The organism is Orbaceae bacterium BiB, from assembly GCA_036251205.1.
Taxonomy (GTDB): domain Bacteria; phylum Pseudomonadota; class Gammaproteobacteria; order Enterobacterales; family Orbaceae; genus Orbus; species Orbus mooreae.
In genome coordinates, this window is record CP133958.1 from 1,446,251 (window position 1) to 1,464,550 (window position 18,300).

18 protein-coding genes and 1 rRNA gene are annotated in these 18,300 nt (G+C 35.6%); all 19 read right to left on the bottom strand.

All coding sequences use genetic code 11. From position 1 onward, the window contains the following. Positions 1-67: 67 nt before the first annotated feature. Positions 68-841, bottom strand: a complete 774-nt coding sequence (locus RHO11_06790; GenBank protein WVD62813.1) for a TatD family hydrolase — start codon at positions 839-841, stop codon at positions 68-70. Next, entirely contained in the window at positions 831-4,151 is a 3,321-nt protein-coding gene (recC, locus tag RHO11_06795) for an exodeoxyribonuclease V subunit gamma (GenBank protein WVD62814.1), read from the bottom strand. The genes RHO11_06790 and recC overlap by 11 nt, the downstream gene beginning before the upstream one ends. Before the next feature lie 165 nt (positions 4,152-4,316). Beyond that, on the bottom strand, positions 4,317-5,561 hold the full coding sequence (gene fabF / locus RHO11_06800) for a beta-ketoacyl-ACP synthase II (GenBank protein WVD62815.1): 1,245 nt from the start codon (positions 5,559-5,561) through the stop codon (positions 4,317-4,319). A 123-nt stretch (positions 5,562-5,684) separates the two neighbouring features. After that, positions 5,685-5,918 (bottom strand): acyl carrier protein, encoded by a 234-nt coding sequence (gene acpP / locus RHO11_06805; GenBank protein ID WVD62816.1) that lies wholly within the window; start codon positions 5,916-5,918, stop codon positions 5,685-5,687. A gap of 151 nt (positions 5,919-6,069) precedes the next feature. Further along, positions 6,070-6,804, bottom strand: coding sequence for a 3-oxoacyl-ACP reductase FabG (gene fabG / locus RHO11_06810; GenBank protein ID WVD62817.1), 735 nt, complete (start codon positions 6,802-6,804; stop codon positions 6,070-6,072). A gap of 13 nt (positions 6,805-6,817) precedes the next feature. Beyond that, entirely contained in the window at positions 6,818-7,753 is a 936-nt protein-coding gene (gene fabD, locus RHO11_06815) for an ACP S-malonyltransferase (protein ID WVD62818.1), read from the bottom strand. 67 nt (positions 7,754-7,820) lie between these two features. Then, complete coding sequence (locus RHO11_06820) at positions 7,821-8,774, bottom strand: beta-ketoacyl-ACP synthase III (protein ID WVD62819.1); 954 nt, start codon at positions 8,772-8,774, stop codon at positions 7,821-7,823. Beyond that, positions 8,774-9,796, bottom strand: a complete 1,023-nt coding sequence (plsX, locus tag RHO11_06825) for a phosphate acyltransferase PlsX (protein WVD62820.1) — start codon at positions 9,794-9,796, stop codon at positions 8,774-8,776. Before plsX ends, RHO11_06820 begins: the two co-directional genes overlap by 1 nt. 23 nt (positions 9,797-9,819) lie before the next feature. Beyond that, complete coding sequence (gene rpmF, locus RHO11_06830) at positions 9,820-9,987, bottom strand: 50S ribosomal protein L32 (GenBank protein ID WVD62821.1); 168 nt, start codon at positions 9,985-9,987, stop codon at positions 9,820-9,822. Positions 9,988-10,004: 17 nt separating this feature from the next. Continuing rightward, a complete protein-coding gene (gene yceD / locus RHO11_06835) occupies positions 10,005-10,526 on the bottom strand; it encodes a 23S rRNA accumulation protein YceD (protein ID WVD62822.1) in 522 nt (173 codons plus the stop codon). A gap of 146 nt (positions 10,527-10,672) precedes the next feature. After that, positions 10,673-11,248, bottom strand: coding sequence for a division/outer membrane stress-associated lipid-binding lipoprotein (gene dolP / locus RHO11_06840; GenBank protein WVD62823.1), 576 nt, complete (start codon positions 11,246-11,248; stop codon positions 10,673-10,675). Positions 11,249-11,288: 40 nt separating this feature from the next. Then, a complete protein-coding gene (locus tag RHO11_06845; GenBank protein WVD62824.1) occupies positions 11,289-11,885 on the bottom strand; it encodes an SIS domain-containing protein in 597 nt (198 codons plus the stop codon). Between the two features lie 42 nt (positions 11,886-11,927). Further along, positions 11,928-12,281 (bottom strand): YraN family protein, encoded by a 354-nt coding sequence (locus tag RHO11_06850; GenBank protein WVD62825.1) that lies wholly within the window; start codon positions 12,279-12,281, stop codon positions 11,928-11,930. Then, positions 12,281-14,257 carry a penicillin-binding protein activator gene (locus tag RHO11_06855; GenBank protein WVD62826.1) on the bottom strand — a complete coding sequence of 659 codons (1,977 nt, stop codon included), beginning with the start codon at positions 14,255-14,257 and terminating at the stop codon, positions 12,281-12,283. Before RHO11_06855 ends, RHO11_06850 begins: the two co-directional genes overlap by 1 nt. Before the next feature lie 138 nt (positions 14,258-14,395). Further along, a complete protein-coding gene (gene rlmM, locus RHO11_06860) occupies positions 14,396-15,478 on the bottom strand; it encodes a 23S rRNA (cytidine(2498)-2'-O)-methyltransferase RlmM (protein ID WVD62827.1) in 1,083 nt (360 codons plus the stop codon). Between the two features lie 74 nt (positions 15,479-15,552). Further along, positions 15,553-16,347 (bottom strand): thymidylate synthase, encoded by a 795-nt coding sequence (thyA, locus tag RHO11_06865; protein ID WVD62828.1) that lies wholly within the window; start codon positions 16,345-16,347, stop codon positions 15,553-15,555. A gap of 22 nt (positions 16,348-16,369) precedes the next feature. After that, a complete protein-coding gene (gene lgt, locus RHO11_06870) occupies positions 16,370-17,257 on the bottom strand; it encodes a prolipoprotein diacylglyceryl transferase (protein ID WVD60238.1) in 888 nt (295 codons plus the stop codon). Further along, a complete protein-coding gene (gene rppH, locus RHO11_06875) occupies positions 17,254-17,856 on the bottom strand; it encodes an RNA pyrophosphohydrolase (GenBank protein WVD60239.1) in 603 nt (200 codons plus the stop codon). Before rppH ends, lgt begins: the two co-directional genes overlap by 4 nt. Positions 17,857-18,138: 282 nt before the next feature. Then, a 5S ribosomal RNA gene (gene rrf, locus RHO11_06880) occupies positions 18,139-18,253 on the bottom strand. Positions 18,254-18,300: the final 47 nt, after the last annotated feature.

Consider the following 18,300-nt stretch of genomic DNA (forward strand, 5'->3'; position numbering starts at 1 on the left):
ACACTAAAAATAAATAAAACAGAATAGAAATATTAAAATTTATATTCTGCAAGTTAAAATAATTTTACTAATTAATCGCCATCTTAGGGAATAAGTTTAGCGTATTTAGCGCAACCTGTTCAAAAATAGTGGTTTGTGATTCGGTGCGTAATGCAATCAAATAGTTTGCAATAGATTGAATATTTTCAGGACGGTTAGGTTGACCTTGGTGCCCGCTCAGCGGCATATCTGGGGCATCCGTTTCAAATACAATGGCAGATAGTGGAATTTTACTAATAGCATTACGCGTTTTTTTGGCGCGTTCATAACTAATGACACCACCAACACCAATAAAAAAACCTAATCGAATAAATTGCATTGCTTCTTCATAACTACCGGAAAAGCCATGAATAACACCTGAATCGGTTAATTTCATATTTTTTAAGATTTTATATAACAATGGATGAGATCTACGAGAATGTAAAATGACTGGTAAGTGATATTGTTTTGCTAAATCAAGCTGAGCAGAAAAGAAATATATCTGTTGATCAATATCAGCGCCGTCAATATAGCCATCAATACCAATTTCACCAATAGCAACTAATTTAGAACGGTTGAGTGCAAGTTCACTGTTCAAATAGTCTAAATCCTGTTGGTGGTGTGTGTAGATTGGATGAAGTCCTAAAGCATAATAAATTGATGAGTGAGTATTTGCTAACTCAATAATATTAGCAAAACGATCTACAGATACAGCGGGAACAATAATTTTATCAATACCCGCTTGTTGATAGCACTCTATCGATAAAGCAATATCATCACTAAAAGGGGGGAAATCAAAATGACAGTGAGTATCAATCAACATATTCTGTATCCCTAAATTTTTTAAGAGGTAATAAATACATCGTTGCAAATTCGATTGCTGTTTCGATTAATTCGTTGGTTAACTCGGGGTACAAACGTAAATAATAGTCATCACATTCAGCAATATTATCTGACCAACGTGGAGTAAAACAATCAATAAAATCGGATTTAGCTTTATCTAAAATTAACACATCTTTCGTAATATCTTTCTGTTCTGAATCATAACTTTTATCTAACCAACGCCAAGAACTCTGTAACGGCATAAACAAAGGTTGATTCATACCGGTCAAATAGCCATCAATTAATTGTGATAGAAATATTAATGCCTGTTCTTTGGGCAATACATGAAAACACCATTGGCTATCTTCTCGTCCATAAATTCGATTATGGATATCCGTTAATTCATCATGAGATATACACATAATTAAATGGTCGATCCATAAATTAATACCATCTTTAATACTTAATTTACTTGTACGCCACTGTAATATTCCGTCATGTTGAATATTTTTTATTCTACCCGTCAGTAATATATCATTAATAACAAGATTAACATCTAATGATGAAAAAACACCTTTTTTCGCTTGATTAACACGACTGATTAAAGGCGCCATTAATGCTTTTTGCTTACTATATAATATTTTACCAAAAGCACGATAAGGTAGCTGGTTACTCCGCAACATTTTTTGGTACAAACGCTCATCTAAATTTTCATCAATCTGTTCTTGTGGTAAAAATTGCGCTATGATTTGATTATTGACATGATAACACTCTAAATTATTGAGATTAAAATGCTCAGTCGTTGGAAGCTGTTCATCAATATAGTTAATGACATAACCTAAACGCCCTTTCGTAAATGTTCTTATCGAATGAGAATAAAAACGTTTAAGTTCATCAATATTAATACTATCGAATGGCTTGGTAGATAATTGACGAATAAAAGTTGATGAACCCCCCTGCTTTTTAGCCGCAGGCAGCCATTCATCTGCATAGCTTACCATTTTACTCGTTTGACCAGAATAATTACTCGCACTAAAGGGCATTCTAGTATGAGTTTGTAACAGATGGTTTTGCAAACGTATACTACTTACTTCAGTATTTAACAACTCATCACCCGATAATAGATAATTTTGCTTTAAATACTCAATGAGCTCATCAACCAAAATAGAAGGATATCTAACATCATTTGTCTGGATATCATAACCAATATAACTAATATAGAGCTGCTGCTGTGCCGAAAGAAGAGCTTCTAAAAATAAATAGCGATCATCATTGCGTCGACTACGATCACCTAGTCGCCAATGATGGGCAATCAAATCAAAACCTAGTTGAGTAATAGGCCTTGGATAAATACCATCGTTCATACCTAATAAGCAGACTATTTTAAATGGTACTGAGCGCATTGGCATTAAAGTACAAAAATTAATCTTACCGATTAAAAATCGATGGGATATAGCTTGTTGTTCAAATTTGCCTTGTAATAAACTATGCAAAATCATTACACTAATTTCATCTTGATAGTTCGTTAATACCGCTTGTTCAATAATATTTTGCCACTGCTCTTGTATCATTAATAGTAATGATTCACTATCGCTATCAACTACAAAAAATTCATCTAATAGCTGTACACATATGTTTTGCCACTGCGCAATAGTATGACGGCAACTAAGGATATCGTACCATTTAGCAATAGCCATAATAAAGTCGGCTAAGTAACCAACTAATTCAGAGTCATGCCCTGTCGTATTATCATAAGGTAAAATATCTTGCCAGCTATCAAGCTGACTCTCCATCGTGTATCCAAGCAACATTCGATGAATACCAACTAACCAACTATGGGGTTCATCAACACTCGAATCTAAAGCATAGCGAATACCTGAATCAACAATCCAATGCTGTAGTAACTTTAGTCCTTCTTCATCAAGGTTAAATCGTTTAGCTATCGCAGGAATTTCAAGTAGATCAAAAAGATAATCAATCTCTAAACGGCTCTTTGGTAATTCTAGCAATAGTGAAAAACCTTGAATGATCGGATCAATATAACGTAACTTTTGGTCTGAAATCGTATATGGTAAGTAACGACTTTTAGGCGCATTATCAAATACGGCTTGAATATAAGGGGCATAATGTTCAATATCAGCGACCATAACCACACAGTCATTTAAATCAATGGAAGGGTCTTGTTCCAAAATAGTGAGTAGATAATCATAAAGTACTTCAACTTCCCGTTGTTCACTGTGGCAAGCATGCAATGTAATAGAGTCATCATTAGCTAAAATTGGCTGTTTTTGACTTGATGTCTCTAGCTGCAAAGTAGACTGATTTGAAGCATTACTTTGCAACTCTAAAATTGACTGTTGGACAAATCCTAATAAAGATTGTTGCTCATAATCAAAAAAAGCATCGATATCTTGTTTCTGATAATTCTGCAACAGAATTAAATGTTCCCGTCCCAATTTACCCCATGATGCTAATAGTGGATGAGACTCTTGTAACATCATATTTGCAACATTTTCATCAGTAACATATTTATGAACAAAAGAACGATCAACGATATCGCCCCAATATTGCCGACAGGGATTCATAAACATCACATGCACATCAATATGTTGACTTAATGCATTAAACAACTCTAAATAAAGCGGGGGCAGAGAGACAATACCAAAAATAAAAATACGTTTAGGAAGCTGTTTTTTCTGAGCTTTAGTTAACTTTTTATGAGTTAAAATCTCGATAACTTTTTTATGAATATCGGCACGGTGAGACGATAAACCCAATATATTTTGACTATAAGAGACCAGCTCTCGCCATAATATTGCTTGCCACTCTTGAGTACTACCCAGTTCGCTAACCGATTCGCCATTTTTCCATGCATCAATCCAATCAGCTCGGTACACGATATATTGATCAAATAATCCAGCAATACAACTCGCTAACTGATAACGTTTTTGTTCATCATCCAACTCAAAATAGTGGTTGAGAGTGGCAAAACTTGGCATTTTAGCTAAATCAGGTAAAAGAGCCATAATAATCCACACCATAAAATCGGCACTAAATGTGTTGTTTTGAGGTAATTCAGGAAAAAATACGCGATAAATATCCCAAACAAATTGAGTAGGAAATGGATAATGGATATTAGCTGAAATGCCTAACTCTTGTGCTAGCTGAATTTGTAGCCATTGCCCCATTCCTTGACTCTGTACTAAAATCACCTCTTGTTCAAATACAGCATTAAGCGGCTGACGTTTCATCAGTTGTGCTGTTAATGATTTTAATAAATCGAGTTGGTTTGAGTGATAAATGGTAAACATACGTAACCAAGGCAACAAAAAAGATGTTTAAATTATAGAGGATTAATATCAAAATGCCTATTGAGATTAATATTTTGAAAATAACAATTTTGTTTGAGGCAAAATAAACAAGCAGAATAAGAAAATATTCCGCTGAAATCAGCGGAATATAGCATGATTAAAAAGTTATACTTTTTTAAATAAAACAGAACCGTTTGTCCCACCAAAGCCAAATGAGTTACATAATGCATACTCCATATTTTTGACTTGACGAGCAGTATGAGGGACATAATCAAGATCACAACCCACATCTGGATTATCAAGATTAATTGTAGGTGGAATCGCTTGATCGCGTAAAGCAAGAACAGTAAAAATAGATTCGACTGCACCGGCTGCACCCAACAAATGACCAATCATTGATTTAGTTGAGCTAACCATTACTTTATGGCTATTTTCTTTAAAAATCGATTTAACCGCTTGAGTCTCAGCTTTATCACCTGCTGGTGTTGAAGTACCATGCGCGTTGATATAACCAATCTGTTCAGGAGTAATACCAGCGTCGCGAATTGCACATTCCATAGCTAAAGCAGCCCCACTACCATCTTCCGGCGGTGAAGTCATATGATAAGCATCACCACTCATACCAAAACCGACTAATTCAGCATAAATCTTAGCACCACGTTTTTTAGCATGCTCAAACTCTTCTAGAAATAGAATACCAGCACCATCACCTAATACAAATCCATCACGATCTTTATCCCAAGGGCGACTTGCTGCTTTTGGATTGTCATTATTTGTAGATAGTGCTCGAGCAGCTCCAAATCCGCCGATCCCTAAAGGTGTACTGGCTTTTTCACCACCACCAGCAAGCATTGCATCAGCATCACCATAAGCAATCATACGAGCTGCATGACCAATATTGTGAACACCTGATGAACATGCGGTTGCAATCGAAATACTAGGACCTTTTAGACCATAAATAATCGATAAGTGACCCGCTATCATATTAACAATAGTTGATGGCACAAAAAATGGACTAATTTTACGTGGACCACCATTAATCAAAGCACTATGATTTTCTTCAATCAATCCCAATCCACCAATACCGGAACCAATTGCACAACCAATGCGTTTTGCATTTTGTTCAGTAATTTCTATGCCTGCATCTTGCATAGCTTGAATACCCGCTGCGATACCATATTGGATGAAATAATCCATCTTACGCGCATCTTTACGAGTAATATTATAATCTTCGCCATTAAAGTCTTTTACCATGGCTGCAAAACGTGTTGCGAAAGGGGTTGTATCAAAGTGTTCGATAAATTCTACACCGCTTTGACCAGCTAATAATGCCTGCCATGTAGACTCAACTGTATTACCAACTGGAGATATTAGCCCCATTCCAGTAACAACAACTCTGCGTTTAGACATGTTGTTTCTCCTGAAAAGGATAAAAAAGAGAATTGCTCTTATTTTTCATAATAAGATGACTGTGATATTTAAATAAAAACTAGGCGATCATATGACCGCCTAATTTCAGATTTTAGCTAAATCTTATTGATTTGCCGTCACATAGTCAATTGCAGCTTGAACTGTTGTGATTTTTTCAGCTTCTTCATCAGGAATTTCAGTATCAAATTCTTCTTCTAAAGCCATAACTAATTCAACAGTATCAAGAGAGTCAGCACCTAGATCTTCAACAAAAGAAGATTCGTTTTTAACTTCTTCTTCTTTAACACCAAGTTGCTCAACAATAATTTTCTTAACTCGCTCTTCAATAGTACTCATACTCTTTTTTTTCCTATAAATATCGCCAAAATCGGCGGTGATTGTAAGTTTATAAAATGTTGAAAAAGTTGCAACTAAATTTTTCAACCCAACTGTTTACTTTTTGCTCATTCTACCAAAAATTTAGGCTATTTTACACTATTCTAACAAATTAAACCATATACATGCCACCATTGACATGCAAAGTTTCACCTGAAATATATGCGGCATCATCTGATACCAAAAAAGCAACAGCATTAGCAATCTCTTTAGGATCACCTAAACGATTAGCTGGAACCTGTGATAAAATAGCAGCACGTTGATCATCAGTCAGTGCTTTAGTCATATCTGTTTCAATAAAACCAGGAGCTACCACATTAACGGTAATTCCTCGTGAAGCAACTTCTCTCGCTAATGATTTACTAAAACCAATTAAGCCCGCCTTTGCAGCAGCATAATTCGCTTGGCCAGCATTACCCATAGTACCTACAACAGAACCTATTGTAACAATTCGACCATAACGTTTTTTCATCATTGTACGCATTAATGCTTTAGATAAACGAAATACAGATGTTAAGTTTGTATCAAGAATATCTTGCCACTCATCATCCTTCATTCGCATCAATAAATTGTCTCGGGTAATACCTGCATTGTTAACTAAAATATCAATATCACCATATTGTGTTTTGACCGCATCAATCACTGACTCTATTGATTTTTCATCAGTAACATTTAATGCAAATCCTTTACCGTGAGATCCTAAATATTGACTGATAGCCTGAGCGCCATTTTCAGTTGTCGCCGTACCAATAACAATTGCGCCATTTTCAACTAATTTTTCAGCGATTGCTCGACCAATTCCTCGACTTGCGCCAGTAACTAAAGCAATTTTTCCAGATAAATTCATGTTAACCCCTTTGTTATTTAACACTTTCTAGTGCGGTTAATAGTGAAGTAGAATCGTTAACTGCTGAACCAGAGAGTGAGTCAACAATACGCTTAGTTAGTCCAGTTAATACTTTAGCTGGTCCCATTTCAATAAGTACTGATGAGCCATTCTTTGCCATATATTCAACAATTTCAGTCCAGCGAACGGGACTATATAATTGAGCAACTAATGCATCTTTTATCGCTTGTGCGTCATCTTCAATTTTAACATTTACATTATTAATAACTGGATAATTAGGTTTATTAAATACGATATCATCTAATGTTTTTGCTAACTTATCAGCCGCAGGTTTCATTAAAGCACAGTGAGAAGGAACACTTACCGCTAATGGTAAAGCACGTTTTGCACCAGCTTCTTTACATAAAATACCCGCTCTCTCAACAGCTTCTTTATTACCCGCAATAACAACTTGTCCTGGCGAGTTAAAATTGACCGGTGATACAACTTGTCCCTGTGTAGCTTCTTGACAAGCTTTAACTATCGAATCGTTATCCAAACCAATAATTGCATACATAGCACCTGTACCGACTGGAACCGCTTCTTGCATTAGTTTACCGCGTAATTCAACTAATTTAATCGCATCTTTAAAATCAATAACCCCAGCACATACTAAAGCTGAGTACTCACCTAAACTGTGGCCAGCCATGAACTGTGGTTTAGCACCATTTTCTTGTTGCCAAACACGAAAAACAGCAACTGAGGCCGCAAGCAATGCTGGCTGAGTAATCCAAGTCTTATTTAATTCTTCAGCTGGGCCATCTTGCACGAGTTGCCACAAATCATAGCCTAGAACTGATGATGCTTCAGCAAATGTGTCTTTTACTACACAATATTTTTCACCTAATTCATTAAGCATTCCAACTGATTGTGAGCCTTGTCCTGGAAATACCATTGCAAACTGAGTCATGAATATACCTTTTTACTTTTAATCATCAATGGAGATAAGAGCAAATGCCCTCGCTCCCTATTTCATATTAGAATCGAACTAAAATCGATCCCCAAACAAAACCACCACCAAATGCTTCTAATAGTAATAATTGATCACGCTTAACTCGTCCATCACGAACACCAATGTCTAATGCACAAGGAACCGATGCAGCAGATGTATTGCCTTGCTTATCAAGAGTGACAATCACTTTACTCATATCCATATCTAAACGTTTTGCTGTTGCAGATATAATACGTAAATTAGCTTGATGAGGAATAAGCCAATCCAAATGTGATTTATCAATATTATTTTCTATCAACATTTCATCAACAAGATTTGATAACTCACGCACAGCTACTTTGAATACATCATTACCTTGCATCGTCATATAAACGGGATCATTCATATTACGGCGATCAACATAAGGATATTTTAATAAATCACCATAACGACCATCAGAATGTAAATGGCTAGCAATAATTCCTGGTTGCTCGGATGCCCCAACAACAACTGCACCAGCACCATCACCAAAAATGATAATAGTACTACGATCCTCAGGATCAACCCCACGAGTGAGCATGTCAGCGCCAATCACTAAAGCATGTTTAACTGCACCTGTTTTTACATATTTATCAGCAATATCAAGCGCATAAATAAAACCAGAGCATGCAGCTGAAACGTCAAACGCAATTAAGTCAGGTAGATCCAGTTTTGCTTGTAATTCTGTCGCAGTACTTGGAAATGCATTCACTGATGTCGCTGTTGCAACAACAATTAGACCGATATCATTTTTATCGATACCAGCCATTTCAATAGCATTAATAGCAGCTTCATAGGCCATTGACGTAACTGTTTCATCTGGCGCAGCAATACGTCTTTCTTTTATCCCGGTACGAGTTGTTATCCATTCATCACTCGTATCAACCATTTTTTCAAGATCAGCATTAGTTCTGATTTGTTTTGGAAGATAACTTCCTGTGCCTAAAATTTTTGTATACATTAGTTATTTTCACTCTTTGGTAATGCGGAAGAAAGGCTTTTTGCAATTCTTTCAGGTATATTATTTTTAATCGCTAATATTGCTTGCTCAATTGCAGCAAAAAATGATTTTTGATTTGCACTTCCATGGCTTTTAATCACTATACTTTGCAAACCAAGCAGGCAAGCTCCATTATAATGGCTTGGATCTAAATGACCAAAATTTTTCGTCATCTTTTTCTGGATCCAATGACCGATCAATTTCATCAAGATTGAACGCCTTTTTGCCATTAGTTGTGTTGAGGATAAGAAAATCTGAATTAAACCTTCAACAGTCTTCAGTGTAACGTTACCAACAAAACCATCACAAACTAATACATCAGCTTTACCGGTAAGAATATCATTACCTTCTAGATAACCAATAAAATTAATATTATTATCAGCTTTTAGAATACTAGCTGCTACACGTATGCGATCAACGCCCTTAATATCTTCTTCGCCAATATTGAGCAAAGCAACTCTCGGGTTATCAATATTTAGCATCGTCCGCGCTAAAATATCGCCCATTAAAGCAAATTGCACTAGCATATCACTGTTACATTCCGCATTAGCTCCCAAATCAAGCACAACTGTATGTCGGTGATTTAAGGCGGGTAATATTGCTACTAATGCAGGGCGTTCAATACCATCAATTGAATGTAATAACAACTTAGATAATCCCATCAAAGCCCCTGTATTTCCAGCGCTGACACAAGCTTGAGCTTTATGTTGTTTGACTAAATCTAAAGCAACGCGCATAGAAGATCCTTGGCTATGTCGAATAGCCAAAGAAGGCCTCATATCATTTGCTATAACAGCGGTAGATTCAACAACGCTTATACGCGAATAATTTTTAGGCAACAGAGGTACGATTCTAGCTGGATCTCCAACCAAAATAATATGTAGATTAGGATAACTATCTAATGCTTGCAGAGCAGCAGGAACAACAACGCGAGGACCATAGTCCCCGCTCATAGCATCTAACGCAACGGTTAGATTGTCCAAAATATCATCCAAATATCAGGTAATTATTTAATAATAACCTTACGACCGCGATAATAACCATCAGCGGTTACATGATGACGTAAATGGGTTTTTCCTGATTCATCAACTGAAATATTTGCTACAGTTAATGCATCATGAGCACGACGCATACCACGTTTTGCTCTAGTTTTTCGATTCTGTTGAACGGCCATGGACTAACTCCTCTTCTTTAAGGCTTATTTTTCAAACTGGCTAAAATTGCAAATGGATTGGGTTTTTCATCCTCAACAGGAATCTGACCAAATACCAAATCTGCTTCCGACACTTCACAGTGCTGACTATCATGTACCGGCGCAATCGGTAAAGCGAGAATAATTTCATCTTCAACCAATGCAAGCATATCTACTTCACCAAACTCATTAACAAGAGCGGGCTCATAGTGCTCCGGTAGTGCCTCTGCTTGAGCATCGCTCTTGACAGGGCTAAACTTATTTTTAACATGAATAAACATATCAAATGGTTGCTGACAACGTTGACAAATTAATGTCACTGTTACCTTTGCATCAACTGTAATGACACAAAGACGCTGTTCATCAATATTAAATGATAAGTTACATTCAATATTACTATTTACACTTTCAACTGACTCAGCCAAACGACTCGCATTTTTAGCTGGATAATACCCAGAGTAATCTAATCGCTTCTGAGCGGTTTTGATTGGGTCAATTGTTAAAGGCAATCTATTTTCCATAAGGCGCGCATCTTACCGTTAAATCCCATTTTCGTCAATGGGATTATCACTATTTATTCAATTTGAATTAACTGAATTTAAGTCAAGAAACCAGTCAACTCAGGTTTTATACCATTAATATGATCTAATGTACTCTATAATAAATACTATTCAGAATAAGTAAAAATGGTTGTAACTAATCTAACTCCTGACACTTTACTCGCAATATCAGCCGCTAATCGGCCATCAGTTGGCGTAACAATCCCTAATAAAAAGACTTCGCCATTTTCAGTAATAACTTTAATATCACGAGCCTTTGTGTCTTTATTAGCAACCAGAGCTGATTTAACTTTTGTTGTAATCCAAGCATCATCAGTTATAGTAAGCGCCCCCACCGTATCACTAATACGCATCTGATTATAGAGTTTCTTCACACCATCTACGCTTTCCACAATAGATACAGCTTTATCAATGACCGCTTGAGAAGCTGCTTGTCCTGTTAATAATACATTACCATTATAAGAAGAGGCAACCACGCGAGAACCCTTGAAATAATCCCCTTCATCTTTTAATTTAATACCAATTTTAGAGTCAAGAGTAGTATCATCGACTTGAGTTCCAGTTGTTCTTGGATCGGTGGCCACTTTTGTCGCACCCGCTCCCATACCGACTACAGCTGCAACACAACCTTGTAACATTACCGAGCTTGATATAATAGCAGCAATCAATACAATTTTTTTCATCAATTCATTCCTTGTTTAACGTGTTTATTCGACAAATATCTTAATAACTGTCTCGGTGAATAAAAAGTTTATTTTCAATTAATTGGCACAAACAGTTTAAAATAATTAACTGCATTTCACTTATTGTTCTTTCTTTATCTGATGGTATTCGAATTTCAATATCATTTCGCCCAAGCAACCCAACAACAGCTCCCCCATCGCCACCCGATAACACGATAATAGAGAGATCTTTTATTACCGCCTCTTGAACAGCATGTATAATAGACTTCTCATTACCAGTAGGAGATAAAACAATCAGAATATCCCCCTGGACAGCTAACGCCTGAATTTGTTTAGCATAAATATCGTGGAATTGATTATAATGATTGGCAATTGAACTAATCAAAATATTATCAGCGACAAGAGAAACTGCTGGTAGATTAGGTCTTTCAATATCAATACCACTAACAAGTTGGGCAGTAAAACTTTGTGCATTTGCAGCCGAGAGACTGTTACCACAAGTTAATACTTTATTGCCATTTAATAAAGCATTAATCATAATACTAGCCGCTTGTTCAATAGGTTCACTTAATGCTTCTGTCATTACAATCTGTGCTTGAATACTTTCCGTAAAATAATTTTTGATTATATTTTGCATATTTCAATATCCGAATATGTTTCGCTCATTATCCATAATTAATTAGTGACAAAATGCATTTTTTATCCAAATAGACTCTTTGCCCGTAATAGCAAACACATCGAAGCGAAATTCACTGGTTTCAATATCTATTTTTTTCTGCTGCATCCAATTATAAGCTGCTTTAATTACTTTGTACTGTTTTGCTGTTGTAACCGTTGATTGCGCATCACCATACGATGCATTTTTACGGTAACGTACTTCGACAAAAACTAGACACTCATCATCTTGCATGATCAAATCAACTTCACCTAATTTTGATATGCTATTTTGAGCAATAAGCAGTAATCCTTGTTTAGTTAAAAAGGCACAGGCATGTTCCTCATAGAACTTGCCCAATTGTCTCTTATTTTCCATTATTGGACAATAACATCCTGACCATTTAAATACTGTTGCCATGTCAATGCACGAGTAATTTCACAATTTTGAGCAACAGATAACATTCCAGTCATACCATTTAACACATCGATTTGATGCGATTTTAACTGATTGAAACGATTCGCAAGCTGCCAGGCATCAAATCCCATTGCATATAAACGAACTAACGAATAATCATCTTTAATGTAGTTAGGTAACTGCTCCATTAAAGAAGACTGAGTCAAAATAAATGGAATATCGCTAAATTGGAGCTGATCCATATCATAACGGTAGTCTTGTGTTGTATCTGCAATATTACTTCTGGAGCTAGCATAAAGTGTTGGAATAATTTTAACTAAAGCAACCGGATCACCTTTTCTATCTAATACTGGAGAACCTTGAGCATCTAATTGTACTTTATTTGATTTCATATCTAACATTGATTTAATTAATGCTAACTCATCATGAGATGCATAAATATAAATAGCATCAAATTGTGGATTAGCACTATCCGATGATGATTTCATACCAGAAACCATGATAGATAATAAATCATTCTGGTTTGATACTATAGTGGAATCAGGCACTAAAGTACCTTCTAATTCAATACCAACACCTGAATTTATTTTAGTTTTTAGTTGCGTTTCTGATTCGAAATATTGAACATAAACATCACGTTGTGATGGATTATCCTGTCGCCAATGCTCAGCAAAGCTCTTTGCGACTCTATCTCCTAAATCATTTTTAGGAACAATTAACAAAGGCTTTGTCTTATTCTGATGATAGATATGGCTAGCTGCATCTGCGGCTTCATCTTCAGGAGATAAAGCAAAGAAACAGATCTGTGAATTATTATTTACCAAATCAGTACTATCAATTTTATTCAATGCCAATACAGGGATCGTTGGAGACAACTTCATTATAGCTAAAACATCTTGTTTTAATAATGGTCCAACAATTAGCTCTGCACCTTGTTGTTCCGCTTGTTTCACTAACGAATCGAGTGAAGCACTACTTGTATCATATATGGCAATATTTTGTTGTGGCTCCTGCGAGTAAAATTTACTAGCATCAGAGTAACCTAGTCGAATAGTATCACTAAACACTTTAGATGAACCACTTAGGGGTAAGAATAACGCAACGGTTTTTTTACTAGAATCATCTGGTAAACGATATTTATCACCATAAATATTTCTTGGTAAATAAAGTGCAGCTGGATGGTTTGTATATTGCATTTGCCATTCACTAACTGCATTTTTAAGTAAATTAAATTGTGCTTCTTCTTTAGACGCTATAGACGATGAATCATCTTCAGGAGTAATCGGATAGATATTAGAGTTATTTCTATAAGTATAGATTAAATCAACCCAGCCTTGTAATACGGGTTCATTAACATAGACTAAAATACTATTTACTGATGATTCATCCAAACCGGTTAGAAAATTCCAAGTTTCATTAATCACATTATGTCGTTGTTCTGTTGTGCCATATTTTTCTAAGGCAATATAATCACGAATTTGTGCATTAATATCATTCTTTTGCTTATCTAAGCCAATCTTAGCTCGATAATAGCGAATACTATCACTTTCATTTAATCCACTTACGGATAACTGACTTAAGTCAAAGCTCTGCCCTGTTTGAGCGGCATATTCAGCTTGTAACAAAAGACTCTCTTTTTGCTGAGATTGATTCAATCCATTAGGTAATTGAATAATTAATTGTTCCGCCTGTTGTGCCTTACCTTCTACTAGTAACGCTCTAATCGCCAATAGCTGCCAATCAATTTTCTCGTTGCCTGATGCGCCGGAATATTGAGATAAATAATATTGAGAATTTTTAGCTTCATCAAAACCGATTTGTTTTGATACATTCGCTGGACACCCTACAAGTAATCCAACAAAGATAGAAATAAAAGCAATCTTAAAAAAAGCTTGCCAAAATATCTGTAATCTGGCAAAAAAGGTTGATATCATCATTATATGCTCTCATCTATTTTATAAATATAATAAATTACGTATTAAACAGTATTAAACTATCCATCATCAATTTGTTAAATAAAACTCACCGTGTAGATATCATATAAACATACACGAATGAGGAATATATTTGACTAGTTATCCCCAAATACGCTGTACATGAACCGTAATTTCCTCACGATCATGATAAAGTTGTTTAGCTTGGATCTGCACATTAATTTTATTTTCTTTTAACTCATCATCCAACATCTGAAGATTTTGTTTTACTTCCTCATATCTCTTTTTCATTGGTAATTTTAGATTAAAAATTGTTTCTCTACACCAACCGTTAATTAACCAATCGGCAATCAACATTCTTACTTTAGTCGGTTTTTCTACCATATCACAAACTAACCAATAGATATTATGCTTTTTAGGCCTAAATTTAAAACCATCTTCTTGATAATGCTTAACCTGTCCTGTTGCCATTAACTTTTCGTTCATTTGCCCATTATCAATAGCATAAACCATCATACTGCGTTTAACTAATTGATAGGTCCAACCACCTGGGCAAGCACCAATATCAACGGCATTAAGACCACCTCTTAATCGCTCATCCCACTCTTCGTAGGGAATAAACACATTGAAAGCCTCTTCCAGCTTTAATGTAGAACGGCTTGGTGCATCAGCAGGAAATTTTAAACGGGGAATTCCCATATAAAAAGGAGAATTGTTATTACTATATGAGTAACCAACAAAGCAGCTATTACCATCAATAAATAAGAGATGAATAACCGGTTTTAATGGATTTTCTACTTTCAATAATAAACGTTTATCCCGTAAAGCTTGTCTTAATGGTACGGTAAACTTACGACAAAAATTAGCTAACTCTTTACCGGTGTTTGTGTCAGCAACTTCAACACGTAGAGAGCCAAATTTGATAGCACATCCGTCAAGCGTTTCTAATATAGGAGTAATTCGATCTTTCACCGGTAAATCAGTCAGTAATGAGCCAGCAACAAACATCTGTCTTGCAAAGATTAAGGTTCGAAAATTAAGCAAAGTAATAAGCTTCTCTGCTTCACCTTCCTGATAACACTCAAACTCAACATAACCATTTTGGTCTTTAACTTTTGCAAAACCAAAAATAGAGAGTTCAGCTGCTTTATCTGTAATTTCTGCTGCACACTCTTTTTCAAAACCAGAACGACAATATAGGATAATACGATTAAATTTTTGCATTTACTGTATGATATATAGGTTATAAAAACTAGACTAAGTATATAGGATAAACCTATATACTTAAATAGGTGAAATTAAATTGCAACCGGAGCTTTGATTGGAGTATGAGGATCATACCCTTCAATCTCAAAATCTTCAAAAACATAATCAAAAATTGTTGGAGGTTTGCGTTTTATAACTAATTTAGGTAGTTTTTTAGGTTCACGGCTTAGTTGTAAATGAGTCTGTTCCATATGGTTAGAATATAAGTGAGTATCTCCACCAGTCCAGACAAAATCGCCAACCTCTAAATCACACTGTTGTGCAATCATGTGTACTAGCAGAGAGTAGCTCGCAATATTAAAAGGTAGCCCCAAAAAGACATCACAAGAACGTTGATAAAGTTGACAAGATAATTTACCTTCGGCCACATAAAATTGGAAAAAAGCATGACAAGGTGCTAATGCCATTTGCTCTAACTCACCAACATTCCAAGCAGATACAATCATTCTACGAGAATCAGGATCTTTTTTAATCTGTTCAATTAATTGACTGATTTGGTCAATTTGTCGCCCATCAGCAGCGCCCCAAGCACGCCATTGTTTACCGTAAACGGGACCTAAATCACCATTCTCATCCGCCCATTCATCCCAAATTGATACTTTATTATCTTTCAAATATTGAATATTCGTATCACCTTTCAAAAACCAAAGTAATTCATGAATAATCGATCTTAAATGACATTTTTTAGTGGTAACTAACGGAAAACCATCTTGTAGATTAAAACGCATTTGATGACCAAAAATAGACAATGTTCCAGTACCCGTACGATCTGACTTTGATTTACCTTCATCTAAAATTTTCTGCATAAGTGCTAAATACTGTTTCATTACATAATCCTATAAAAACATGTTAAAAATGGATACTACCAATACGAATTTTTAAACCATTTGGCAATTTATAAGCATAATAAAGAAATATTGCTCCGAATATAATCATTGGTAAACAGAGAATTTGCCCCATGCTAATAAAATTAAAAAATAAACCAAGTTGCTCGTCAGGTTGTCTAAAAAACTCAATGATAAAACGGAATATACCATATAGTAGTAAGAATAGCCCAGATACACTACCAACAGGTCTAGGCTTTCGAATAAACAAATTTAATATAATAAATAAGATAATCCCTTCAAACAACATTTCATAAAGTTGAGAAGGATGACGAGGTAATAGATTACCACACTCAGTAAATAAATTTAGCCACTCAGGATGTGAATTAACGAAAGCTTGATCGGCAGCGCCTGAAGTTGGGAATAACATACCAATTGATGAATCAGTTACTCTTCCCCACAGTTCACCATTGATAAAATTACCTAAACGTCCAAACATTAAACCAATCGGTATGAGTGGCGCTACAAAATCAGATACTTGAAAAAATGTTTTGTGGTTTTTTAGGGAGAAAATAGCAATAACAATTAATGCCCCAATTAATCCGCCATGAAAAGACATTCCGCCTTCCCATACTCTGAACAAAACCATTGGATCACTAATAAAGGTTTTAAGATTATAGAAAAAAGTATAACCTAAACGTCCACCAATAAATAAGCCTAAAAATCCCCAAAAAAGTAAATTTTCGACTTGAGCTTTAGTCCAACCACTGTTTGGTTTTTTAATCCTTCGATTAGCTAAAAATAGAGCTCCTAACACCCCAAATAGATACATGGCACCATACCAATGTAATGATATTGGCCCTAACGAAAATAAAATTGGATCGATATTAGGAAAAATCAGATATTGTTTCATTTTTTTACACGCTGCTTGTTTTTACGCTTATGAGCAAAAAAGCTAAACCGCTTTTTAGCCCCTTGCTTATTAGCGGATATCGTTGTTTCACCATATGGTGAAGGTGACAATTCCTTCTCATTCTGTAAAGAAAATACGATAGAAGAAAACTCTTTCATAGCCTTACGATAAACATCTCGTTTAAAAGTAATGACTTGCCGAACAGGGTACCAATAACTAACCCACTTCCAGTCATCAAACTCAGGAGATGACGTCAAAGATAGATTAATAAAAGACACATCAGATATCAATTCTAATAAAAACCACTTCTGCTTTTGTCCAATACAGACAGGTTCATTCTCCCAACGCACCATTCGCTTTGGAAGCTTATAACGTAACCAACCATTCGTTACAGAAAGAATTTTGACATCTTTAGGTAATAATCCGACTTCTTCATTTAACTCTCTAAACATTGCTTGTTCAGGAGTTTCATTATTATTAATTCCGCCCTGAGGAAACTGCCATGAATTTTGACCGAAACGACGTGCCCACAGAAGTTGCCCGTGTCGGTTGCAAATAATAATTCCCACATTTGGACGGTAGCCATCATTATCGATCACTGACTACCTCAAAAAAACTTTCACTTATTACAGATTGTTACATATAACGTAATGAAGGTAAACAAATTGATAAAGAAAAATTGACTTAATGACTAATAATCCAATTTAAATAATATAAAATAAAAATTTCTCTAAAAAAAGCTAATAGTTTTAGTCAACTAATCGTAAGTACTTTTGAATGATTGGAAATAATGAAAATTAAATAGGGAGGGTTAGCGAAATTTCTTGAATTTTTGGCAAGAAAAAAACCCGAACGTAGTCGGGTTTCTGTTTTATTTAATAGTCTGGCGGTGACCTACTCTCACATGGGGGGACCCCACACTACCATCGGCTTCACGGCGTTTCACTTCTGAGTTCGGCATGGATCAGGTGGGTCCACCGCAACATCGCCGCCAGACATAACTCTGTCTCGCTTTCTAACAACTAGAACAAGCTTTTTCTCTC